Source organism: Pseudonocardia zijingensis, from assembly GCF_042657305.1.
GTDB lineage: Bacteria > Actinomycetota > Actinomycetes > Mycobacteriales > Pseudonocardiaceae > Pseudonocardia > Pseudonocardia zijingensis.
The window spans coordinates 347,832-369,881 of record NZ_JBHSKO010000003.1; the positions used below are offsets into that span (position 1 = coordinate 347,832).

The following is a 22,050-nucleotide window of genomic DNA, read 5'->3' on the forward strand; positions in this document are numbered from 1 at the left end:
CGGGTGAGGGAGCATGGACGACTTCCGTGGCCGTGGTGGGCCACCACCACGACCGCCGGGGCCGCCGAGGCGAGGCGGTGCCCCGCAGTGGGGCAACCCACAGCGGCCGCACCCGGGGCGAGCTTATCCACCCCCGCCCCCACCGCCCGGGCAGGGCGGGGCGCCCCCGCCGCCGCGCAGGCCACGGCCCCTGCAGCGCACCGCGATCCTGCCCACCCCGGGCCGCGGGCGACCCCGGGGAGGTCCCGGCGGGCCACCGCGGCGTCCGGCGCGACCGCGGCCCGTCCGGCCCCGGCCCCGCTGGGGGCGGCGGCTCGGTGGCGTGTTGCTCGTGCTGCTGCTCCTGGTGGTCGGCTTCGGCGTGTACGTCGACAGCACGCTCGCCCGCGTGTCGGCGCTCCCGTCCGACAGCGAGACCTCGTCGTCGGGCACGAACTGGCTGATCGTCGGCTCCGACAGCAGGGCGAACCTCACCCCGGAGCAGCGCAAGCAGTACGCCACCGGCGACCCGGAGTCCGAGCTCACCGACACGATCATGCTCCTGCACACGGGCAGCGGACCCACCACCCTGGTGAGCCTCCCGCGTGACTCCATGGTCAACATCCCCGGCCACGGCCGCCACAAGATCAACTCGGCGTACGGCCGCGGCGGTGGCGCCGACGGAGGGGGCCCGGAGCTGCTCGTCAGCACGGTGGAGGGCGCCACCGGCCTGCACATCGACCACTACATCGAGATCGGGTTCCTCGGCATCGTCTCGGTGGTCGACGCGGTCGGCGGCGTGGAGATGTGCGTGCCCGAGGCCATCAAGGACCCCAAGGCCGCGCTCGACATCGAGGAGGGCTGCCAGACCCTCGACGAGGCCACCGCGCTCGGCTACGTGCGCACCCGCGCCACCGCGTCGTCCGACTTCGGGCGCGTGGAGCGCCAGCGCGCCTTCATCTCGGCGCTGCTGGACAAGGCCACGAGCCCCACCACGCTGTTCAACCCGTTCCGGATCATCCCGCTGGCCACGGGCCTGTCCGGCGCGGTCGCGGTGGACGAGGGCACGCACGTGTGGCACCTCGCCCAGCTCGGGCTGGCGATGCGCGGGCTCTCCGACGGCATCTCCACCACGGTGCCGGTGCGCGACGGCGTGGTGAACTGGGACAAGAACCGGGCCTCGGCCCTGTTCGGCGCCCTGAAGGCGGACGAGCAACCCCCGGAGAACGCGCTGGGCCCCTGACCGTTGCACGAACGGCACCCTCGTACCGCTCTATCGGACGAGAGTGCCGTTCGTCCGACGTCAGGCGGGCTTGCGCCTCTTGGTGGGCGCCTCCTCGTCCTTCTTCTTCGACGACGACCTCTTCGGCGCCGGCTTCTCCTGCGGCTCCTCGGCAGGCTTCCCGCTCGCCGACCGCGCCGCCTCCACGCTCGCCTGCAGGGCGCTGAGCAGGTCGGTCATGCTGTCCGGGCCCTCCTCGCGCTTCTCGACGGCGGGAGCGGGCCGGGTGGCGCCCGTGGTGCGCTTGCGCTCGATCAGCTCCACGACCGCGTCGCGGTACTCGTCGTGGAACTGCGTGGGGTCGAAGTCGGCGCCCAGGCTCTCGACGAGCGACGCGGCCATCGTCAGCTCCTGCGGGCGCAGCTCCACCTCGGCGTCGAGCACGTCGAACTCGGGTTCGCGCACCTCGTCGGGCCACAGCATCGTCTGCAGCACGATCGCCTTGTCGCGCACGCGCAGCAGCGCGATGCTCTCCCGCTGCCGCAGGGCGACCTTGACCACCGCCATCCGGTCGGTCTGCACGAGCGCCTCCCGCAGGAGCGCGTACGGCTTGGCTGCCTTCGCGTCCGGCTCGAGGTAGTAGCTCTTGTCGAACAGCAGCGGATCGATCTGGTCGGCGGGCACGAACTCGATCACGTCGATCTCGCGCCCCGACTTCGTGGGCAGCGAGTCGAGGTCCTCCTCGTCGAGGGTGATCAGCTCGCCGTCCTCGGTCTCGTAGCCCTTGACGATGTCGGCGTACTCCACCTCCTCGCCGTCGATCGAGCAGATGCGCTTGTACCGGATCCGCCCCCCGTCGGCCGCGTGCACCTGGTGGAACCTGATGTCGTGGCTGGACGTGGCCGCGTACGCCTTGACCGGCACGCTCACCAGCCCGAACGACACCGCGCCGCTCCACATCGCGCGCATGCGAGCCCCCGTTCCCTCCGCGAATCGCGAGTATTGGTGCCAGCATGGCGGCGTGCAGCCCATGCTCGCCACCCCCGGCGCCCTTCCGAGCGGCCCGGAGTGGTTGTTCGAGGTGAAGTGGGACGGGATGCGGCTGCTCGCCGACGTCGCCGACGGCCGGGTCCGGCTGTCCAGCCGCAGCGAGCGCGACGTCACCGCGAGCTTCCCCGAGCTGGGCGCGCTCACCGCGCTCGCGCCCGACGTGCTGCTCGACGGCGAGGTGGTGCTGCTGGAGAACGGCGTGCCCAGTTTCGCCGCGCTGGCCGACCGCATGCACGGCCCGGTGGCGCCGCGGGTGGCCCAGGCGCGGCCGGTCACGTTCATGGTGTTCGACGTGCTCCGGCTCTACGGGGTGCCGCTCCTGGAACGACCCTTCGAGGAGCGCCGCGGCACCCTCGAACGCATGGACCTGGCGTCCGTCCCGGTGCTCTCGCTCTCCCCGATCTACACCGACGGCGCCGCACTGCTGGACGCCACGCGCGAGCGGGGGATGGAGGGGGTGGTCGCGAAGCGGCGCGACGCCGTGTACCGGCCCGGGCGGCGCAGCCCCAGCTGGACGAAGGTCACCCACCGGCACGCGCAGGCCTGCGTCGTGGGCGGCTGGCGGCCCGAGCGCGGCGGTTCCCACCGGATCGGGGCGCTGCTGCTCGGCGTGCCCGGCGGGGGCGGGCTGCGCTACGTCGGCCGCGTCGGTTCCGGGCTCGCCGGCGACCGCGTCCAGCGGCTCCTCGAGGACCGGCTGCTCCCGGCCGGCGCCTCCCCGTTCGCGGAGCCCCTGCCGCGCGCCGAGGCGGTGGGCGTGCGGTGGTGCGAGCCGACAGCGGTCGTCGAGGTGACCCACACCGGGTGGACCGCGGGCGGGCGGCTGTGGCACCCGGTGTTCCGCGGCGTGCGCGACGACCTCGACCCCGCGCACGTCGAGCTGGACGGCACCTGAGGTCACCCGCGGCGACCGGCCCGTCACGTGCTGCGATACGTCCGGTCACAAGGTCACGAATGCTGCCACCCTCGACTACGGTTGCACCGGTGACGACGATGCTGACGTGGCAGGCCGAGGACGGCCATGGCCTCGAGGGCGTTCGGATGCTCCCCGGTCACGGTGGGTTCCGCGCCCTCGGACGGATGGTGCGCGTCGAGCCGGCAGGGGGCTTCACCGCCTCCTACCGGCTGGTGGTGGGTGAGGACGGCACGCTGTCGCGGCTCTCGGTCACCAGCGCCACCGCCGAGCGGGAGCGGCATCTCACGATCAACCGCACCGACGACGGGGTCTGGCTGCTCGACACCGGCACCGGCACCGGCACCACGCGCGACGACTGCGCGGGCGCGCTCGACGTCGACCTCGAGTTCAGCCCGATGTTCAACACGATCCCGATCCGCAGGCTCGGCCTGCACCGGCAGGCGGGCGAGCACATCGTGCCGATGGTGTTCGTGTCGCTGCCCGACCTCGAGGTGCGGGTGGTCGAGCAGAGCTACCGCACCGTGTCGGAGCTGGACGAGGGCACCGGCCACGCCGAGATCGGGTTCCGGTGGGGCGACTTCACCGCCGACCTCGTCGTCGACGGCGAAGGCGTCGTCACCAGCTACCCGGGGCTCGCGCGCCGGCTGGAGCCCGCAGCGAGCTGATCTGTCCGGTCGCTGTCCTGTCGATGGCCTCGGGTTTCTCGTCCTGAGCATCAGAGGGCCAGCCGGGGCCACTCCCCGGTGTCGCGCAGCAGCTGCCGGTCGTGGGTGGCGATCACCACGGCCGCGGGTGTGGCCCGCACGGCCTCGGTGAGCTCGTCGACGAGCGCGATCGACAGGTGGTTGGTCGGCTCGTCCAGCAGCACGACGTGCGGCCGGGCGGCGAGCAGCACGGCCAGGTCGAGGCGGCGCTGCTGGCCGACCGACAGCTCCGCCACCGGGCGGCGCGCGTCCCGGCCGGTCAGCAGCCCGAGCGCACCGAGCGGCACGACGTCGCCCTCGGCGATGCGGCCCGCGGTGACGAGCCGGCCGACCGCGGCGTCGTAGACGTCGAGCGCCCGCTGTCGTGACGCAGGCGGTGACTCCTGGGCGAGGATCCCCACCCGGGCCGATCGCGACCGGTGCACGCGCCCCGTGCCGGGCTCGATCCTCCCCGCGAGCGCGGCGAGGAGGCTCGACTTCCCGGAGCCATTCGGCCCGGTCACCACGAGCCGGTCGCCGGAGCTCAGCGCGAGCGACTGCGGGCGGTCCAGCCGCCCGGCGACCGTGACGTCCACGGCGTCCAGGAGCGTCGCACCCGGCAGTGCGGGCAGCGGCGGCGCGCTGAACCGCAGCGGCGGTTCGGGCGCGGTGACGGCGTGCGCCTCGAGGTCCGCCCGCCGCCGGTGCACGGCCCGTACCAGGGCGGGGGCCCGGGTCGCGCGCGTGTGCTTGCCGGTGCCCTTGTCGGGGCGCCACCCGGTGGAGAGCCGGTTCTGCGCCGCGGAGAGGTCGTCGGACAGGCGCTGCCGCTCCCGCTGCTGCTCCCGGTGCTCCGCCGCCCAGCGTTCGCGCTCGGCGCGGTGCCCCTCCCGGTAGCCCGCGAAGCCGCCCGCGTACGTGCGCGGCCGCCCGTCGCTGGTCGGGTCCAGGTCGAGCACCGCCGTGGCGACGTCGGCGAGCAGCGCCCGGTCGTGGCTCACCAGCACGACCCTGCCCGCGTGCTCGCGCAGCCGGGCGGTGAGGTGGTCGAGGCCGCCCGCGTCGAGGTGGTTGGTGGGCTCGTCGAGCAGCAGCAGGTCGTGGCGCGCGCCGAGCAGGCAGGCCAGCCGGATGCGGTAGCGCTGCCCCACCGACAGGGTGTCGAGCCGACGAGAACGGTCGTCGACCGCCCCGAGCGCGGCCAGCGACAGGTCGACGCGCCGGTCGGCGTCCCAGGCGTCGACGGCTTCGGCCGCCGCGAGCGCGTCGGCGTACCTCTGCTCGGCGCCGGGCTGCTCCGCGGCGAGGTCGGCGACCGCGGTTTCGAACCGGCGCAGGATCGCGCGGACCCCCGCGAGCTCGACGTCGATGAGCTCGCCGACGGTGCGCCCGTCCGCGACGGGGATCTCCTGGTCGGCCACGCCGACGGTGCCCGCGCGGTGCACCGAGCCCGCGTCGGGCACGAGGGTGCCCGCGAGCACCTGCAGGAGGGTGGTCTTGCCCCGGCCGTTCTCCCCGACGACGCCGAGGCGCTCGCCCGCGGAGACGGTGAGGTCGACGCCGGTCAGCACGGGGCGCCCACCGCGCGCGACGTGCACGCCGGACGCCGTGAGATGGGCACGGGTGGATCGATCGATGACGGTGGACACTGCTTCCTCCGGAACCGGACCCGCGCCGACAGGCGTCATCACCGACCGTGGGTCGGGAGGTCCGGGAATGTGCGATGGACGTCGGACGGATCCGACGTCTCAGAGGAAGTACAGGTGCACGATCACGACGCTACCAAGCCGCGGCTGTGCGGGCACCGTGATTCCGGTCAGGCCCAGCCGACCACCGCGTCGCCGCGGCGGCCGATCTCCCGCAGCTCGGCCACGGCGGTGCCCCGGCGCACGCGCACCTGCCGGGGGTCGCGGGCCGCGGCCCAGCGCAGCCGCCCCTCGTGGCCGGCCCGGACCGTGGCCGCGAGCCCGCCCGTCGAGGCGAGCGCTCCGCGCATCGCGCCGAGGCGGCCCAGCGCGTCGTCCACGGCGGCGAGCAGCGCGTCCCGGTTGCCCTCGCACATCGCGAGCACGAGCTCGGGGCGGGTGCCCGCCACCCGCGTGCCGTCGGCGAACGAGGACGCGGCGAGCGCGAGCGGCAGATCGTCCTCGCCCGCGGCGCCCACCGACGCGAGCACCGCGGCGAGCAGGTGCGGCAGGTGCGACACGCGCGCCACCGCGAGGTCGTGCTCGTCGGACGCAGCGGGCACCACCCGGGACCCGCACGCCCACGCCAGCTCCGCGACGTCGGCCCACACGTCGAGGTCGGCCCCGTCATCGGCGGCCACCACCCAGGCCGCCCCCGCGAACAGGTCGGCGCTCCCGGCGGACCAGCCCGACTCCGCGGTGCCCGCCATCGGGTGCCCGCCCACGTAGCGGGCGCGCGGCGCGAACCGGGCCACGGCGTCGGCCACCGCGACCTTGACGCTCACGGCATCGGTCAGGCGGCAGTCCGGGGCCACCGCGTCCACCCGGCGCAGCACGCCGTCGAGCGCCGTCAGCGGCACGGCCAGCACCACGAGCGCGTCCGCCTCGGCGGCCCGGCGCAGCGCGGCGTCGGTGTCGGTGCCCACGTCGAACCCGTCGGCGCGCGCCTGGGCCGCGGTCGCGTCGGACGCGGTCGTCCCCCACACCGCCCGCCCGGCCTTGTCGGCCGCCCGCATCAGGGACCCGCCGATCAGACCGGCGCCGATCACGCACACCGCCCGCTCCGTCACGCGGCGCACGGTACGCGGGCGGCCCCACCCGTGTGCCGGCAAGGTGGCTTTACTGGCGTAATGCGCCGGCAAAGCCACCTTGCCGGCGTCTCGGCACGGGGGCCGGGGCCTCTCAGCTGGGGGCGGCCGCCGCCGCCACGCGGAGGACGCCGCGCTCCTCCAGCCGCACCCCGACGATCTGGACGCCCGTGGGGAGGCCGTCGTCGGCCACCTCCCCGGGCACGGAGGCCGCGGGCCAGCCGGTGAGGTTGAACGGCAGGGTGAGCCCGAGCAGCTGGGGCCGCACGGCGACCTCCGTGCCGTCCACCTCCACCTCCGACTGCCCGATCGGCGTGGCGCGCAGCCGGGTGGTGGGCAGGAGGAGGACGTCGAGGTCGGCCACGGCCGCGCGGAACGCCGCGGTGAGGCGGCGGCGCGTGCGCAGGGCGTCGACGTACGCCCGGGCCGGCTGGTCGGCGAACGGGAGCAGCCGCTCCCGGGTGATCGGCTGGTAGTCCCCGGGCCGCTCGGCCAGCCACCGCGCGTGCGTGGCGTAGGCCTCGGCGCCGACGATCACGGGGTAGGTGGCGGCGAGCTCCTCGATCATCGGGGTGCGCACCTCCTCCAGGCGGGCACCCCTGGCCTGCAGGCGGGCCGCCGCGGCGTCGACGGCCTTCGCGAGCGCCGGGTCGTACGGGCGCCAGTACTCGTCGGTGAGCAGGCCGACCCGCACGCCGTCCACGCCGGGCGCCTGGATGCCGCCGCCGGTGCCGTCGGGGCGGCTGAGCACGTCCCACGCGACGGACGCCGCATGTACGTCCGGGGCGAGCACGCCGACGTGGTCGAGGGACTCCGAGAGCGGGAAGCAGCCCTCGGCGGGCAGCGCGTTGTACGCCGGCTTGAGCCCGACCACACCGCACAGCGCGGCGGGGGTGCGGACGCTCGCGCCGGTGTCGGTGCCCAGCGCCAGCGGCACGTGCCCGGCGGCCACCGCGGCCGCGGATCCCGACGACGAACCGCCGGTGATCCGCGTGGGGTCGTGCGGGTTGCGCGCGGGCCCGGTGGCGGCGATGTCGCCGGTGGGCCCGTAGGCGAACTCGTGGGTGTGCAGCTTCGCCACGACCACGGCGCCCGCCTCGCGCAACCGGGCCACCACCGGGGCGTCCGCCGCTGCGGGCGCGGCGTCGGCGAGGACGTTCGAGCCGGCCCGGGTCGGGAGCCCGGCCACGTCGATCAGGTCCTTCACCCCCACCGCGACGCCGTGCAGCGGGCCCCGCCACTCGCCGCGCGCCAGCTCGGCGTCCCGTTCGGCGGCCGCGGTGAGCGCGCGCTCGGCGTCCAGCGTGATGACGGCGTTGCAGGTGTCGGCGGAGAGGCGTTCCAGCACGTCCCGGACGTGGTCGGTGGCGGACAGCTCCCGGGAGCGCAGGGACATACCGAGTTCGCGGAGGTCAGGCAGCACCCCGCCATCCTTACAGGCCGGACAACGCCAGCCCTGCGTAGACGGCGACCCCCGCGGCCATGGCTTCCTCGTCGAAGACGACGCGGTTGGAGTGGTTGGGCGGGGCGACCGCGGGGTCGACGCCGGGTGGGCAGCCGCCGAGGAACGCCAGCGCGCCCGGCACCTCGGCGAGCACGTAGGAGAAGTCCTCGGCCCCCATGATCGGCGCCGGCATGGTGGCCACGCTGTCCCGGCCGAGCACGTCGCCCGCGAGCGCGGTGACGTGGTCGGTGGCCCCGGAGTCGTTGACCGTGACGGGGTAGCCCGGCTCGATCTCCACCTCGGCCGTGCACCCGTGGGCCATCGCGGTGTGCCGGCAGACCCGCCGGATCTCCTCGTACATCGTGGCTCGGGTGCTCTCGGAGAGGCTGCGCAGCGTGCCCTCGAGCACGGCGGTCTCCGGGATCACGTTGTTGGTGGTGCCCGCGATGATGTGCGCGATCGTGAGCACCACCGGCTGGTGGGTGTCGATCCGCCGGGTCACGGCCGTCTGCAGCGCCCCCACCATCGCCGCGGCCGCAGGCACCGGGTCGAGCGCGTCGTGCGGGGCTGACGCGTGCCCGCCGCGCCCGTTGACCGTGACCCGGATGACGTCGGCGGCCGCCATCAGCGGCCCGGGCCGCGCGTGCACCTCACCGGAGGGCAGCGTGGCGGAGATGTGCAGGGCGAACGCGGCATCCGGCCGCCCGGCGGGGCCGCTGCGGTCGAGCAGGCCCTCCTCGATCATGTACCGCGCGCCGTGGAAACCTTCCTCGCCGGGCTGGAACATGAACACGACACGCCCCCTGATCTGGTCACGCCGCTCCGCGAGCACGTGGGCCGCCGACGCCAGCATCGCCACGTGCGTGTCGTGCCCGCAGGCGTGCATCGTGCCGCTCACCTCGGAGGCGAACGGAAGCCCCGTGTCCTCCGGCATCGGCAGGGCGTCCATGTCGCCGCGCAGCAGGATCGTGGGGCCCGGCCGGTGCCCCTCCAGCACGGCCACCACCGAGCTGACCGACCGCCCGAGGTGCACCTGCACCGGTAGGTCGGCCAGGGCCGCGACCACCGCGTCGCGGGTGCGGGGCAGGTCGAGCCCGAGCTCGGGATGGCGGTGCAGCGCGCGACGCAGTGTGACCGTGCGCGGTTGGACGCTGCGCGCGTGGGCGTGCAGTCCGTCGATCGGGGCACCCGGTAGCGACATGTGCACGATCCTGGCATCTCCGGGAGGTGACGCGGGGGCCAACTTCCCGTTGTGGTTTGGAGCACAGTCACCCGGAGGCTTACCGTAGGGGCATGGCGGTGCAGAGCGTGCAGCGTCCCGCGGACGTGCGGGAACAGGCCCTGCCCGGATACGCCGTCGCGGCGATCCGGGAGGACGGCCTGTGGCGTTGCGTGCGCCTGGCCCCCGAGGCGCTCGTCGACCTCGACAAAGCCATCACCGAGCTGCGGTCGCTGCACTCCACCGGCGCGGTGCTCGGCCTGCTCGACGTCGACGACGAGTTCTTCGTGCTGCTGCGGCCCACGCCGGGCGGGGTGGCGCTGATGGTCTCCGACGCCGTGGCGGCCCTCGACTACGACGTGGCCGCCGACGTCCTCGACCTGCTGCGCGTCGACCTCCCGCCCGAGGAGGACGCCCTCGACGCCCCGCCGTGGCCGGAGGGCGACCTCGGGATCGTCGCCGACCTCGGCCTGCCCGCCGACGAGCTCGAGGTGCTCGCCGCGGAGGTGGAGCTCTACCCGGACGAGCAGCTGGCGGCCATCGCCCGCCGGTGCGGGTTCGCCGACGCGCTCGCCGAGGTCCTCGGCTAGTGCGCCGTTGATCCCACCCCTCGCCGCCGACGAGGCGCTGATCCGGCGCGCGCTCGACGTCGCAGCGGCCGCCCCCGCCACCGGTGACGTCCCGATCGGGGCCGTCGTCGTCGACGCCACGGGCCGCGAGCTGGCCGCTGCCTGCAACGCCCGCGAGGCGCTCGGCGACCCCACGGCCCACGCCGAACTGCTCGCGCTGCGAGCCGCCGCGCGCGTGGTGGGGGAGTGGCGTCTCGAGGGCTGCACCGTGGCCGTCACCGTCGAGCCGTGCACGATGTGCGCCGGAGCGCTCGGACTGGCCCGCGTGCGGCGGGTCGTGTTCGGTGCGTGGGAGCCGAAGACGGGCGCCGCCGGCTCGCTCTGGGACGTGCTGCGCGACCGGCGGCTGAACCACCGCCCCGAGGTGGTGGGCGGGGTGCTCGAGGCCGAGTGCGCCGCGGCGCTGGAGGCCTTCTTCGCGGACCACCGCGGCTAGCGGACGGCCCTGCGGCCCCGCGGCCCCGTTACGCCAGCATGGTGGCTTTGCTGGCCTATTACGCCAGTAAAGCCACCTTGCTGGCATAAGGGGCGGGGCCCCGGGGGGCCGGGGTCTACCGCGGGAAGCGTTGCGTGATCCAGTTGCGCACGAGGTCGAGTGCCGACGGGTCGATGGTGATGTCGATCGTGGCGTACTCCTCGAGTCCGCCGCTGCTCGCCGGCTGCATCAGGTGGTTGAGCCCGGGCAGGGTGCGCACGGTGCTGTCGGGGTTCCCGGCGAGGTGGGAACGCATCAGCGGCTCGTTCTGCCCGGCCGGGACCTGCAGGTCGGCGCCCCCGAACACCGCGAGGACCGGCACCCGCAACGCCTGCAGCGCCGGTGCGGGGTCGTGCACGGCCCACGAGCGGTAGTACGGGTTGACGGTGGCGTCCACCTGGGCCTCGATCTCCTCCGGGCTGGGCTGCTGGTCCGGGGGCAGGCCCATGGCCTGGGAGACGAGCTGCCGCACGGCGAGGGCCCGGGCCCGCTGGTAGTCCTCGGAGCGCAGCAGGGAGACCAGCGCGTGCACGTACGCGACCTGGTTCTGCACGACCTCGGGCGGCGCCCCGGCGGATTCCAGCAGCAGCTGGTTCTGCGCCGCGAGCACCTCTTCGCCGGTGGCGGCCGGGCCGGCGAGCATGATCACGAACGCGATCGGGGTGCGCTGGGCGACCAGCGGCGCGAGGTAGCCGCCCTCGCTGTGCCCGAGCACCCCGATCCGGTCCCGGTTGATCTCCGGACGGCCGCGGAGGAACTCCACACCCGCCACGAGGTCGCCGGTGAGGGTGTCGTAGTTCGCCTCGTGGAGCTGTCCGCCGGACCCGCCGACGCCGCGGTCGTCGACGCGCAGCACCGCGTAACCGGCGCGGGTCAGGAGGTCGGCGAGCAGCAGGAACGGCTTGTGCCCGAAGAGCTCCTCGTTGCGGTCCTGCGGGCCGCTGCCGTTGGCGAGCACGACGGCCGTGAACGGCCCCGGCCCCTCCGGCGTTGTCAGGGTGCCGGCCAGGTCCACGCCCGCGCCCGGGTAGGTGACGTCCTCGCTGCGGTACGGGAACGGCGCCTTGGGCTCCTGCGGCCTGCCCGCGGGCGGCCCCGGCCGCAGCACGAGCGGGTACGACTGCCCGAACTGCGTGAACGCGCCGGGGATGGTCTTGCCGTCCGCCTCGAAGGTGCCCCGGAACCACGCGTCGCCCCCTGCCTCGGGGAGGCGGAACGAGAACTCGCGGTTCTCGAGCAGCACGTCGGACAGCGGCATCCCCTTGATCGCCTGCGCCGGGATGTCGATCGCCCCGCGCAGCCCGCCGTTCTCCGCCGTGAGCCGGATGCCGATCTCCACCGGGGCGCCCGGGATCCCGATCCGGCCGGCCCACTCACCCGCCGTGGTCTCCACCGTGGGCGTCACCGGGGCGGGGGGTGGCGGTGGCGGCGGCGGTGGCTGCGTCGCCCCGCAGCCCGCGAGCAACAGCAGCACGACGGGCAGAGCGGCGAGCAACCGGCGCATGCGCGTCACCGTATTGGAGGAACGGGCATCTACCCCAGTCGCCCCGCGGCGATCACGCGCGCCAGGAATTCGCGGGTGCGTTCGTGCTCGGGCTCGCCGAGGACCTGGGCGGGCGGGCCGGACTCGAGGACCCGGCCGCCGTCGAGGAAGCAGACGTGGTCGGAGACCTGGCGGGCGAAGCCCATCTCGTGGGTGGCCATGAGGATCGTGACGCCGTCGGCGGCGAGACCGCGGACGATCCCGAGCACCTCGCCGACCAGCTCCGGGTCGAGCGCGGAGGTGATCTCGTCGAGCAGGAGCAGCCGCGGGCGGACGGCGAGCGCGCGGGCGATCGCGACGCGTTGCTGCTGGCCGCCGGACAGCTGGTCGGGGTGGGCGTCGGCCTTGTCGGCGAGCCCGACGCGGTGGAGCAGTTCGCGGGCCCGGTCGTCGGCGTCGGCGGGCGGCACCCCGTGCACCACGCGCGGGGCCAGCGCGACGTTGGCCAGCGCGGTCATGTGGGGGAACAGGTTGAACGCCTGGAACACGATCGCCATCCGCCGCTGTGCGGCGGCGGTGTCGGCGCGCGGGTCGGAGACGTCGACGCCGTCGAGCAGCACCTGGCCGTCGTCGATGTCCTCGAGCAGGTCGACGCAGCGCAGGAGGGTCGACTTCCCGGAGCCGGACGACCCGATGAGCGTCACGACCTGGTGCTCGTCGACGGCGAGGTCGACGTGGTCGAGCACGACGTTGTCGCCGTAGCGCTTGACGAGCCCGCGCACGTCCAGGACGGGGGTCATGCGAGCCCCTGCCTGCGGTTGGCGCGCGCGGCCACGGCGTCGGCGATGCGTCCGGTGGGTATCGCGAGCAGGACGAACAGCAGTGCGGCCACGACGTAGGGGGTGAAGTCGAACGTCTGGGCCGAGGCGATCTGGGCGGCGCGGATCGCGTCGACCGCGCCGAGCACCGAGATCAGCCCGACGTCCTTCTGCAGGGCGACGAAGTCGTTGAGCAGCGGCGGCAGGACCCGCCGCACCGCCTGGGGCAGGATCACCAGCCGCATCGACTGGCGGTGGGTCAGGCCCAGCGAGCGGGCCGCGGCGCGCTGCGAGGGGTGCACCGACTCGATGCCGGCGCGGAAGACCTCGGCCACGTACGCGGAGTAGATGAGGATCAGCGTGATCGTGCCGAGCACGGCGGTGTCGGTGGGCACCCCCTGCAGGCGCAATGCGGGCACCCCGAAGCCGATCAGGTAGAGCGCGATGAGCAGCGGGATGCCGCGGAACAGGTCGACGTAGCCGGTGGCCAGGGCCCGCAGGGGGAACAGCACCGGCCCGCGCAGCGTGCGCAGCACCGCGATCAGCAGCCCGAGCAGCAGCACCCCGATCTCGGCCACCACGAGCACCCGCACGTTCAGCCACAGCCCCGCCGCGACCGCGGGCAGGGAGTCCCAGCCCACCCGCAGGTCCAGGAACGTCTCCTGGACCCGCGGCCAGCCCGGAGCGCTGGTCAACCCGACCACCACGGCCGCGGCGAACACCACGGTGGAGACCAGCGCCACCAGGGTGGAGCGCCGGGCCCGCGAGCGGCGGTAGGCCAGCCGCTCCTGCGCGAGCGGGCTCAACGCCACCTGCTGCGCCGACTGCTCAGCGCTCGCGGTCACCGCAGCTCCGGCGCGGTCTCCGTCGACGCCAGCCACTGCTCCTCCAGCGCGGCGAGTGTGCCGTCCGCGCGCAGCCGCTCGACCACCTCGGAGACGCACGGGGTGAGCGCGCTGCCCTTGTCCAGCACGGCCGCGAACTGCTCCGGCGTGCCGCTGCCCAGGGGCAGCTGCCCGACGATCCGCGAGCCCTCCAGCTCCGCCGAGGTGATGTAGAAGGCGGTGGGCAGGTCCACCACGATCGCGTCGACCTGCCCGTTGGACAGCGCGAGCTTCGCGTCGTCGTTGGTGTTGAACACCGCGGGCTCGGTGGACGGGGCGATCTGGTCGACGATCGCCTGGTAGCTCGTGGTGCCCACCTGAGCCCCCAGCCGCACGCCCTTCAGGTCGGCGATCGACGTGGCACCCGCGGCCGGACCCGTCCCGAGGGAGACGACGGCCTGCTTCACGTCGTAGTAGGGCGCCGAGAAGTCCACCGCCTGCGCGCGCTCCGGCGTGACCGAGAACTCCGTGAGGTTCAGGTCGTAGGTCTTCGGGCCCGGCTGGATCGCGGCGTTGAACGGCACCCGCACCCAGGCGACCTGCTCCTGCGGGTACCCCAGCCCCTCGGCGATCGCGTACGCCACGGCGCTCTCGAACCCGCGGCCGGACGACGGATCGTCGTCCAGGTACCACGGCAGGTACACCGGCTGGTCGGTGCCCACCGTGAGCGTGCCCGCCGTGAGGGTGGGCAGGGCGCCGGGTTCGCAGGACGACCCACCCGAGGCCGGCGGAGCTTCCGGCTCCGGAGCACAGGCGGCGGCCGAGAGGACGAGCGCGGCCGCCACCAGCACCCGCCGCGTCGCAGACGAGGAGATCACCGCCGGATTCTCCCCCGCGCTCGCGGCGGGATCACCCCCGGGACGTCCGTGGCCACCGGACCGCTAAACTCGTCGGCGGTAGCGTGTCCGAGCGGCCGAAGGAGCGCGCCTCGAAAGCGCGTGAGGTGCAAGCCTCCGTGGGTTCAAATCCCACCGCTACCGCCAGCTCGAACGGGCGAGACGCCGGGCCTCCTGTCACGGAGGGCCCGGCGTTCGTCGTTGTGGTCGCGGGTTGCCGTGTGTGCTGCCCGGCCGTGCGCGCCGGTCGCCGCGCAGCGGCGGGACGACGAGGACGGGCCGGTCCTGGCGTTCGACGAGGGCGTGGGAGACGGAGGGTCGGGCGAAGCGGGAGAGGGTGGCGCGGAGCCCGGCGCCGCGGGTGCCCACGACGATCAGGAGGGCGTCGCGTTCCACGGCGGCGTGCGCGAGCGCCGTGGCGGGAGCTCCCTTGCAGGACTCGTAGGACCACCGGAGGCCCGTTCGGACGAGCGCGGCCTCGACGTGGTGGCGTTCCTCTGCGAGGGTCTGTTCGCCTCGTTCGTCCCAGTCGGCGGCGTCGGGGTCGACAGGGTAGTCGGCGAGCACCACGACGTGGACGACGTGCAGCCGGGCGTCGAGCCGGCGTCCGAGGTCGGCGGCGACGGTGAGGGCGCGGTCGTCCGAGGAGCCGTGGCGGTGCCCGACGACGAGCGTGGCGGTCGGCGTCCTACTCGGCTCGGCGGTGGCATTCGTGGGTCGTTCGAGCGTCTCGGACATGTCGTCCTCCTCGTTCCGGATCTCCGGCGAGGGTTGGTGGTGAACCGACCGGAGACGGCGAGGTGGAGGGGCGGATCGGAATCCGGACACGCTCCCCACCTCCAGAGTCGATCCCTGTCGGTAGGAGCCATCAGCCCGTGTGGGCGGTCAACGGCGAGCCCCATCGCCTGTGAGCCGCATCATACTCCGTTATGCGACGTCGGGCCGCGTCATCAGGGGCGCCGTCACGTGCAGCACCAGGCTGGGCCCCGTCAGGGGCACGGTGCTCCACGTCGCCACCGCCGTCCGTGCCTCGGCGTCGACCACGAGCCGCACCCGGTGCGGGGTCGTGATGACGTAGAGGTCGGCGATGAACGTGCCGCCCTGCCACGCGCCGGCCGCGACGATCGGCCGGCCGAGCGGAGCGCTCTCCCGCCACCGGCCGTGGCCCGCCTCGATGTCGAGATCGGCCCCGAGACGCAGGAGCCAGCCGCCCTCGACGGGATCGACGACCACCGTGGCGCCGTCGGGCAGCGCCGACCCCTCGGCGGAGGCGTCGAGCCGCGCCGTGACGGAACGTCCCGGGTCGGCCGAACCGGGGACGAGTGGCAGCGACAGCGTGCGCAGTCGCTCGGCGAGGCGCTCGTCGTCCCCGGCGCCGTCCACCACGTCCAGACGGGGCAGCAGGCACTCCCAGATCGCGTCGAACACGGCCTGCGCCGGCGAGTCCTCGTTCCGGTGGCCGCTGGTCACGGCGACCACGAGATCGTGCGATGGGACCACGATGCATTGCTGGCCGTAGGAGCCGTTGCCGTGGTAGCCGTGCCGCGACATCCAGAACTGGTACCCGTAACCGCACAGGAAGTCGGGGTTCTGGGGTTCGTCCGCGGCCGGCAGCGTCGCGACGTGCCTCCTGGTCGCGAGCTCGACCCAGTCGTGCGGGACGAGCTGCCGCTCGCCCCAGCGGCCTCCGCGCAGCAGCAGCTCGCCGAACGCGGCGACGGCCTCGGTCGTGAGGTGCAGGCCGTGGAACCCGAACGCGGCGCCGCCGGCCACCCGGTCCCACTCGGCGTGGTCGACACCCATGGGCGTGAAGAGGCGCTCGTCGAGGAACTCCGGCAGGCCGCGGCCGGTGACCCGTTCGACCATCCGGGCCAGGACGTAGGTGGTCGCGTTGTCGTAAGCGTGCCGGGTGCCCTCGACCTCCGGGAACGGCACGCGCAGGAAGCCCCTGACGAGGTCGCCCGGTTCCCGCCCCCAGGCCTCGTCGAGGCAGTCCGCATCGTGTCCGGCCGTCATGGACAGCAGGTGGTGCACGGTGATGCGACCTCCCTGCTCGGAGACGTCGTCCGGAACGCGGTCGGGCAGCACGTCCACCACCCGGTCGTCCAGCGCGAGCAGCCCGTCGGCGATCGCCAGCCCCACGGCGATCGAGGTGAACGACTTGGTCACCGAGTAGAGCAGGTGCGGGCGTTCGGCCGAGTACGGCGCCCACCAGCCTTCGGCGAGGACGTGACCATGGCGCACCATCATGATCGAGTGGCACTCGATGGAGCGCGCCTCGAGCCGGTCCAGCACCGCGGCGACCGCGTGCGCCGGCACCCCCACAGCGGTCGGCGTCGCCCGCGGCAACAGGGCCTGCGCAGGAGACTGCTCGTCGCTCGGCATACGCGCGATCATGTCGAGCGCACCGCCCGATCACCAGGCCTATTCAGCGCCGGGCGGCGGCCAGCACCGCCGCGAGACCTTCCCGCAGGTCCTCCACGAAGTACCCGGGCACCTCCAGCGACGGGAAGTGGCCGCCCCTCCCGGGCTCGCGCCACCGGACGATCCGCCGGTACCGCGCCTGCGCCCAGGGTCGCGGGCACTTCTCGATGTCGGCGGGGTACATGCTGATCGCGGCCGGGACGTCGACGCGGAGTTCGGGGTCCAGCGAGTCGTGGCTCTCGTGGTAGATGCGGGCCGCGGACGCGCCGGTCCGCGTCAGCCAGTACAGGGTGACGTCGTCGAGGACCCGGTCCATCGAGAGCGTCTCGAACGGGCTGTCCTCGGTGTCCGACCACTCGGCGAACTTGTCGAGGATCCAGGCCAGCAGCCCGACCGGCGAGTCGACGAGCGAGTAGCCGATGGTCTGCGGCCGGGTGGCCTGCTGCTTCGCGTACGCCGCGCGGTGGCGCCAGAAGTCTCGGGTCTCCTCGGCCCACCGCCGTTCGACCGCGGTCAGGCCGTCGGTGCTCAACCCGGGCGGCGCCTGCGCCAGGGTGCTGTGGATGCCGATGACGTGCTCGGGGTGGCGGCCGGCGAGGATCGTGGTGATCACGCCTCCCCAGTCGCCGCCGTGCGCGACGAACCGGTGGTAGCCGAGCCTTTCCATCAGCTCCACCCAGGCGGCCGCGATCTTCCCGGTGCCCCACCCGGTGGTGGCCGGCTTGTCGCTGTAGCCGAACCCGGGCAGCGAGGGGACCACCACGTGGAACGCCGGTGCGGCGCCATCGGGCGGGTCCGCCAGCTCCTCCACCACGTGGACGAACTCGGCGACGCTGCCCGGCCAGCCGTGCGTCATGATCAGCGGCGTGGCGTCCGCGCGCGCGGACCGGCGGTGCAGGAAGTGGATCCCGACGCCGTCGATGGTGGTGCGGAACTGGCCGATGCGGTCGAGGTGCTCCTCGAACGACCGCCAGTCGTAGCCGGTGCGCCAGTGCTCCACGACGTCGACGAGGTCGGCGAGCGGAACGCCCTGGTCCCACCGCCCGGGCCCCGCACCCCGGACCGTCTCGGCCTCCGGTAGCCGGGCCGCGGCCAGGCGTGCGCGCAGGTCGTCCAGGTCGGCGTCGGTGGCGTGGGCGTCGAACACGTGCACGTCGCTGGTGAGCACAAGCATGGGAGGCCTCCTGACCTCGAAAGAACCGGCAATGACGGTTCCGAGCATCGCATGCCTCCACGCCGGGACGCAACCAGCTATGGTGGTTCCATGGCTGCGCGGTTCCCCGAATTCCGGCTCGGCAGCGTGCTGGCTACGAGCTTCACCGGCACCCTGTCCGAGCGGCACGGCGAGCCCGTGGAGCGCATCCCCACCCCGGAGCGGCTCGTCGACTGGCTCGCGGTGTACGGCCTGGACGTGCGCTCCTGCACGCCCGCCCAGCTCGAACGCGCCCGCGAGCTGAGGGAGGCGATCCACGCCGCCGCCACGGCCGCCGCGGTCGGGGATCCGCTGCCCGCGCCGGCCGTTCAGATCATCAACGACCACAGCGCCCGCGGCCGGGCCGCGGCGGTGCTCACCACGGAGGGCGAGCGCCGCTGGCAGCTGAGCGTGAACTCCCCGGTGGAGGACGCGCTCGGCGTCATCGCCGCCGACGCGATCGACGTGATCTCGGGTGAGCGCGACGGGAAGCTGGCGCTGTGCGCATCGCCCACCTGCCGGGCCGCCTTCTTCGACACCAGCCGCAGCCGCACCCGCAGGTGGTGCGAGATGAACACGTGCGGGAACCGGGAGAAGAAGGCGCGCTTCCGGGGGCGGGCCGCCGCCCGGTAGCCGCATCAGGCCCGGTCGGCCTAGGCGGCCGGCTCGTCCAGCCGCGGCGGGGCCAGCAGCTCCCGCAGCGCGCGCACCGCGCCCGCCGGGTCGTTCGGGCTGGTGCCGATGACGTCGTGCGCGCCCGGCGGGTGTGGCCGACGATGGCGGCATGCCGCTCTTCGAGGGCTTCGCCGCCGGCCCGGTCGACGTCGGCGAGGCGCAGCTGTACGTGCGCCGCGGCGGGACCGGCCCGCCGGTGCTCCTCCTGCACGGCCATCCGCGCACCGGCGCCACGTGGCACCGGGTGGCGCCGCAGCTGGTGGCGGCCGGGCACACCGTCGTGGTGCCGGACCTGCGCGGCTACGGCCGCTCGTCGAAGCCGCCCACCACACCGGACCACGCCCCGTACTCCAAGCGGGCCATGGCAGGCGACCTGCTCCGGTTGATGCGATCGCTCGGCCACGACCGGTTCGCCGTGGCCGGGCACGACCGCGGCAGCTACGTGGCGCTGCGCCTCGCCCTCGACCACCCCGATGCCGTCGACCGCCTCGCGCTGCTGGACTGCATCCCGATCTCCGAGCACCTGGCGCGCTGCGACGACCGCTTCGCCGCGTCGTGGTGGCACTGGTTCTTCTTCGCGCAGCCCGAGAAGCCGGAGCGCGCGATCCTCGCCGACCCCGACGCCTGGTACGGCGGCAGCCCGCGGCACATGGGCGAGGAGGCGTACGGCGAGTTCCGGGCCGCCACCCGCGACCCGGCCACGGTGCGCGCGATGCTCGAGGACTACCGGGCCGGCCTCGGCGTCGACCGCGCGCACGAGGAGGCCGACCGGGCCGCCGGCCGGCGGGTGCGCTGCCCGCTGCTGGTGCTGTGGTCACGGCACGACGACCTCGAGGAACTCCACGGCGACCCACGGGAGATCTGGCGGAACTGGGCCACCGACCTGCGCGGCGGGGGACCGGTCGAGTCGGGCCACCACATGGCCGAGGAGGCGCCGGACGAGCTGGCCGCGGCGCTGCGACCGTTCTTCGGCGACGGTCAGCTACCGATCTCAGCACACTCTCACCATGGAGTGGCCCCACCTGCATAGAGTTCTGGCGCATGTGGGGGGCCCGCACACGCATCATCGCCGCACTCGCCCGCCTGCGGCTGGGACGCCGGCGTAGCGGAAGCACGGACGCGCTGCTGTCGGTTCTGCCCGACTCGGCCCTCGTGCCCCTGCAGCGCGAAGGGCTGGATCCCGTGCCCGAACTCGGCGCGCGGCGCGCGGTCGAGCCGGTCAGCCGGATGAAGCTCCCCTTCGGGCTGCGGGCCTGGCTCGTCACCGGGTACGAGGAGACGAAGGCGGTGCTCGCGAACTCCTCGGCGTTCAGCAACGACTTCGCCAACCTCGTCGGCACCGTCGGGATCACGGCGGAGCAGAACCCGGGCGGCCTCGGCTTCACCGACCCGCCCGACCACACCCGGCTCCGCAAGCTCCTCACGCCGGAGTTCACGGGCCACCGGCTGCGCAGGCTCACCCCGCGCATCGAGGCCATCGTCACCGGTCAGCTGGACGAGATGCAGGCCGCCGCCGAGGCGGGGCGGCCGGTGGACCTCGTCCAGAGCTTCGCGCTCCCGATCCCGTCGCTCACGATCTGCGAGCTGCTCGGCGTGCCCTACTCCGACCGCTCCGAGTTCCAGCGCCTGTCCACCACCCGGTTCGACCTGCTCGGCGGGGTGACCGGATCGCTCGGTGCGATCTCGGAGTCCATGGAGTACCTGCTCAAGATCGTGCAGAACCAGCGCGACGACCCCGGCGACGGGCTGCTCGGCAGGCTGGTGCGCGAGCACGGCGACGAGCTGTCCGACCACGAGCTCGCCGGTCTCGCCGACGGCCTGCTCACCGGAGGGCTGGAGACCACGGCCAGCATGCTCGCGCTCGGCACGATCGTGCTCATGCAGCACCCGCAGACCCGCGAGGCGATCAGGGACGGCGACGAGGCGATCGACCCGTTCGTCGACGAGCTGCTGCGCTACCTCACGGTCGTGCAGGTCGCGTTCCCGCGCTTCGCCAGGGAACGGGTGCGGATCGGCGGCGCCACCATCCAGCAGGGCGACATCGTCCTGTGCTCCCTGAGCGCGGCCAACCGCGACGGCGGGCAGGACGAGTTCGATCCCGCCCGCCCCGCCCGCGCCCACCTCGCCTTCGGACACGGCCTGCACCGCTGCATCGGGGCCGAGCTCGCCCGCATGGAACTGCGCGCCGCCTACCCAGCGCTCGTCCGCCGCTTCCCCGACATCCGTCTCGTCGCCCAGCCGTCGGAGCTGCGGTTCCGCAAGCTGTCCTTCGTGTTCGGGGTCGACACGCTCCCCGTCGAGCTCGGCGTCACGACGGCCCGGCCGGCGCCCTGAGCCCGATCAGCTCGTGATCAGGGCGGCGAACCGGTCGAGGTCGACGTTGCCGCCGCTCACGATCACGCCGACGCGGCGCCCCGCGAGCTCGGGGGCGAGCCTGCGGACGGCGGCGAACGCGAGGCAGCCCGTCGGCTCCACGACGATCTTCATCGTCGACGCGAACACCCGCATGGCCGCGACGAGCTCCGCGTCGCTCGCCGTCACGATGTCGTCCACGTCGCGGCGGATGATCTCGAACGTGAGCACGCCGAGGTGCTGGGTCTGCGCACCGTCGGCGATCGTCACCGGCGTGTCGATGTGCACGATCGAACCGGAGCGCAGCGACCGGACACCGTCGTCACCCGCCTCCGGCTCGACCCCGACGATCCGGCACGACGGTGCCATCGCGCGGGCCGCGAGCGCCGCACCGGACAGGAGCCCACCACCACCGAGACAGACGAACAACGCGTCGAGTTCCCCGGTTTCCTCGAGCAGTTCCATCGTCGCCGTGCCCTGGCCGGCGATGATGTCCGGGTGGTCGTACGGCGGAATGAGGGTGAGGCCCTTCTCCGCGGCGAGTGCCCGGCCGATCTCCTCCCGGTCCTCGCCGTAGCGGTCGAAACGCACCACCGACGCGCCGTATCCCACCGTTGCCGCGACCTTGCTCTCGGGCGCGTCGTCCGGCATGAGGATGGTGGCCGGGATTCCCAGGATGTTCGCGGCGAGGGCGATTCCCTGGGCGTGGTTGCCCGAGGAATACGTCAGCACGCCGGCCCGACGCTGGTCGTCGTCGAAACGTGACAACGCGTTGAATGCGCCGCGGAACTTGAACGCGCCCATCCGCTGGAAGTTCTCGCACTTGAAGTACAGCTGGGCTCCCGTCTCGGCATCGATCCGGCGGGAGGTCAGCACCGGCGTGCGGTGGGCGTGGCCGCGGATGCGATCCGCGGCCGCCTGCACGTCGGCGAAAGTGGGGACGGTCGGCATGGTCCTCCTGTCGCGGTCGGCCCGTCCGATCATGCCCTCGCGGCG

Annotated in this window: 21 protein-coding genes, 1 tRNA gene and 1 riboswitch; of the genes, 9 read left to right on the forward strand and 13 right to left on the reverse strand. The window is 73.9% G+C overall.

Going from position 1 to position 22,050, the window contains the following annotated elements:
- Positions 1-322 precede the first annotated feature (322 nt).
- A complete protein-coding gene (locus ACFPL3_RS08720; protein WP_343943167.1) occupies positions 323-1,222 on the forward strand; it encodes an LCP family protein in 900 nt (299 codons plus the stop codon).
- Between the two features lie 60 nt (positions 1,223-1,282).
- Here the strand turns inward: ACFPL3_RS08720 and ku are convergent, their stop codons facing one another.
- Positions 1,283-2,170: a non-homologous end joining protein Ku gene (gene ku / locus ACFPL3_RS08725; protein ID WP_343943166.1), complete on the reverse strand. Its 888-nt coding sequence runs from the start codon at positions 2,168-2,170 to the stop codon at positions 1,283-1,285.
- A 61-nt stretch (positions 2,171-2,231) separates the two neighbouring features.
- On the opposite strand from ku, the gene ligD reads away from it, so the two are divergent.
- Positions 2,232-3,146: a non-homologous end-joining DNA ligase gene (ligD, locus tag ACFPL3_RS08730; protein WP_343943312.1), complete on the forward strand. Its 915-nt coding sequence runs from the start codon at positions 2,232-2,234 to the stop codon at positions 3,144-3,146.
- Between the two features lie 98 nt (positions 3,147-3,244).
- Positions 3,245-3,832: a putative glycolipid-binding domain-containing protein gene (locus ACFPL3_RS08735; protein WP_343943311.1), complete on the forward strand. Its 588-nt coding sequence runs from the start codon at positions 3,245-3,247 to the stop codon at positions 3,830-3,832.
- Between the two features lie 50 nt (positions 3,833-3,882).
- Here the strand turns inward: ACFPL3_RS08735 and ACFPL3_RS08740 are convergent, their stop codons facing one another.
- From ACFPL3_RS08740 to ACFPL3_RS08755, 4 genes are all read right to left on the reverse strand, one after another.
- Positions 3,883-5,499, reverse strand: a complete 1,617-nt coding sequence (locus ACFPL3_RS08740; protein WP_379588683.1) for an ABC-F family ATP-binding cassette domain-containing protein — start codon at positions 5,497-5,499, stop codon at positions 3,883-3,885.
- Between the two features lie 167 nt (positions 5,500-5,666).
- Positions 5,667-6,605 carry a prephenate dehydrogenase gene (locus ACFPL3_RS08745; RefSeq protein ID WP_343943164.1) on the reverse strand — a complete coding sequence of 313 codons (939 nt, stop codon included), beginning with the start codon at positions 6,603-6,605 and terminating at the stop codon, positions 5,667-5,669.
- Between the two features lie 112 nt (positions 6,606-6,717).
- The gene (locus tag ACFPL3_RS08750) at positions 6,718-8,046 is read right to left on the reverse strand and encodes an amidase (RefSeq protein WP_343943163.1); all 1,329 of its coding nucleotides are present in this window, start codon (positions 8,044-8,046) and stop codon (positions 6,718-6,720) included.
- A gap of 10 nt (positions 8,047-8,056) precedes the next feature.
- On the reverse strand, positions 8,057-9,268 hold the full coding sequence (locus ACFPL3_RS08755) for a M20 metallopeptidase family protein (protein WP_343943162.1): 1,212 nt from the start codon (positions 9,266-9,268) through the stop codon (positions 8,057-8,059).
- A gap of 92 nt (positions 9,269-9,360) precedes the next feature.
- Between ACFPL3_RS08755 and ACFPL3_RS08760 the strand changes: the two genes are divergently transcribed.
- Together ACFPL3_RS08760 and ACFPL3_RS08765 are read left to right on the forward strand one after the other, a co-directional pair.
- A complete protein-coding gene (locus tag ACFPL3_RS08760) occupies positions 9,361-9,876 on the forward strand; it encodes a tRNA adenosine deaminase-associated protein (RefSeq protein WP_343943161.1) in 516 nt (171 codons plus the stop codon).
- 10 nt (positions 9,877-9,886) lie between these two features.
- A complete protein-coding gene (locus tag ACFPL3_RS08765; protein ID WP_343943310.1) occupies positions 9,887-10,351 on the forward strand; it encodes a nucleoside deaminase in 465 nt (154 codons plus the stop codon).
- Positions 10,352-10,466: 115 nt separating this feature from the next.
- Here the strand turns inward: ACFPL3_RS08765 and ACFPL3_RS08770 are convergent, their stop codons facing one another.
- From ACFPL3_RS08770 to ACFPL3_RS08785, 4 genes are read right to left on the reverse strand one after another with little or no spacing between them, the layout of a single operon-like run.
- Positions 10,467-11,894, reverse strand: a complete 1,428-nt coding sequence (locus tag ACFPL3_RS08770) for an alpha/beta hydrolase family protein (protein ID WP_343943160.1) — start codon at positions 11,892-11,894, stop codon at positions 10,467-10,469.
- A 29-nt stretch (positions 11,895-11,923) separates the two neighbouring features.
- A complete protein-coding gene (locus ACFPL3_RS08775; RefSeq protein ID WP_343943159.1) occupies positions 11,924-12,673 on the reverse strand; it encodes an amino acid ABC transporter ATP-binding protein in 750 nt (249 codons plus the stop codon).
- Complete coding sequence (locus ACFPL3_RS08780; RefSeq protein WP_343943158.1) at positions 12,670-13,536, reverse strand: amino acid ABC transporter permease; 867 nt, start codon at positions 13,534-13,536, stop codon at positions 12,670-12,672. The genes ACFPL3_RS08775 and ACFPL3_RS08780 overlap by 4 nt, the downstream gene beginning before the upstream one ends.
- The gene (locus ACFPL3_RS08785) at positions 13,533-14,393 is read right to left on the reverse strand and encodes an ABC transporter substrate-binding protein (protein ID WP_343943157.1); all 861 of its coding nucleotides are present in this window, start codon (positions 14,391-14,393) and stop codon (positions 13,533-13,535) included. The genes ACFPL3_RS08780 and ACFPL3_RS08785 overlap by 4 nt, the downstream gene beginning before the upstream one ends.
- Positions 14,394-14,470: 77 nt before the next feature.
- Between ACFPL3_RS08785 and ACFPL3_RS08790 the strand changes: the two genes are divergently transcribed.
- A tRNA-Ser gene (locus ACFPL3_RS08790) sits at positions 14,471-14,558 on the forward strand.
- A 30-nt stretch (positions 14,559-14,588) separates the two neighbouring features.
- Here the strand turns inward: ACFPL3_RS08790 and ACFPL3_RS08795 are convergent.
- The 3 genes from ACFPL3_RS08795 to ACFPL3_RS08805 all read right to left on the reverse strand — a co-directional run bounded on the left by ACFPL3_RS08795 (position 14,589) and on the right by ACFPL3_RS08805 (position 18,009).
- Positions 14,589-15,149 carry a universal stress protein gene (locus tag ACFPL3_RS08795; protein ID WP_343943156.1) on the reverse strand — a complete coding sequence of 187 codons (561 nt, stop codon included), beginning with the start codon at positions 15,147-15,149 and terminating at the stop codon, positions 14,589-14,591.
- 114 nt (positions 15,150-15,263) lie between these two features.
- Positions 15,264-15,326: riboswitch (Fluoride riboswitch) on the reverse strand.
- 12 nt (positions 15,327-15,338) lie between these two features.
- Positions 15,339-16,796, reverse strand: a complete 1,458-nt coding sequence (locus ACFPL3_RS08800; protein ID WP_379588685.1) for a serine hydrolase domain-containing protein — start codon at positions 16,794-16,796, stop codon at positions 15,339-15,341.
- 43 nt (positions 16,797-16,839) lie between these two features.
- The gene (locus tag ACFPL3_RS08805; protein WP_343943154.1) at positions 16,840-18,009 is read right to left on the reverse strand and encodes an epoxide hydrolase family protein; all 1,170 of its coding nucleotides are present in this window, start codon (positions 18,007-18,009) and stop codon (positions 16,840-16,842) included.
- A 90-nt stretch (positions 18,010-18,099) separates the two neighbouring features.
- Between ACFPL3_RS08805 and ACFPL3_RS08810 the strand changes: the two genes are divergently transcribed.
- From ACFPL3_RS08810 to ACFPL3_RS08820, 3 genes are all read left to right on the forward strand, one after another.
- A complete protein-coding gene (locus ACFPL3_RS08810; protein ID WP_343943153.1) occupies positions 18,100-18,660 on the forward strand; it encodes a CGNR zinc finger domain-containing protein in 561 nt (186 codons plus the stop codon).
- Positions 18,661-18,811: 151 nt separating this feature from the next.
- A complete protein-coding gene (locus ACFPL3_RS08815; protein ID WP_343943152.1) occupies positions 18,812-19,732 on the forward strand; it encodes an alpha/beta fold hydrolase in 921 nt (306 codons plus the stop codon).
- A gap of 11 nt (positions 19,733-19,743) precedes the next feature.
- On the forward strand, positions 19,744-21,036 hold the full coding sequence (locus ACFPL3_RS08820; protein WP_343943151.1) for a cytochrome P450: 1,293 nt from the start codon (positions 19,744-19,746) through the stop codon (positions 21,034-21,036).
- A 6-nt stretch (positions 21,037-21,042) separates the two neighbouring features.
- On the opposite strand, the gene ACFPL3_RS08825 is transcribed toward ACFPL3_RS08820, so the two are convergent.
- Positions 21,043-22,005, reverse strand: coding sequence for a threo-3-hydroxy-L-aspartate ammonia-lyase (locus ACFPL3_RS08825; protein ID WP_343943150.1), 963 nt, complete (start codon positions 22,003-22,005; stop codon positions 21,043-21,045).
- Positions 22,006-22,050: the final 45 nt, after the last annotated feature.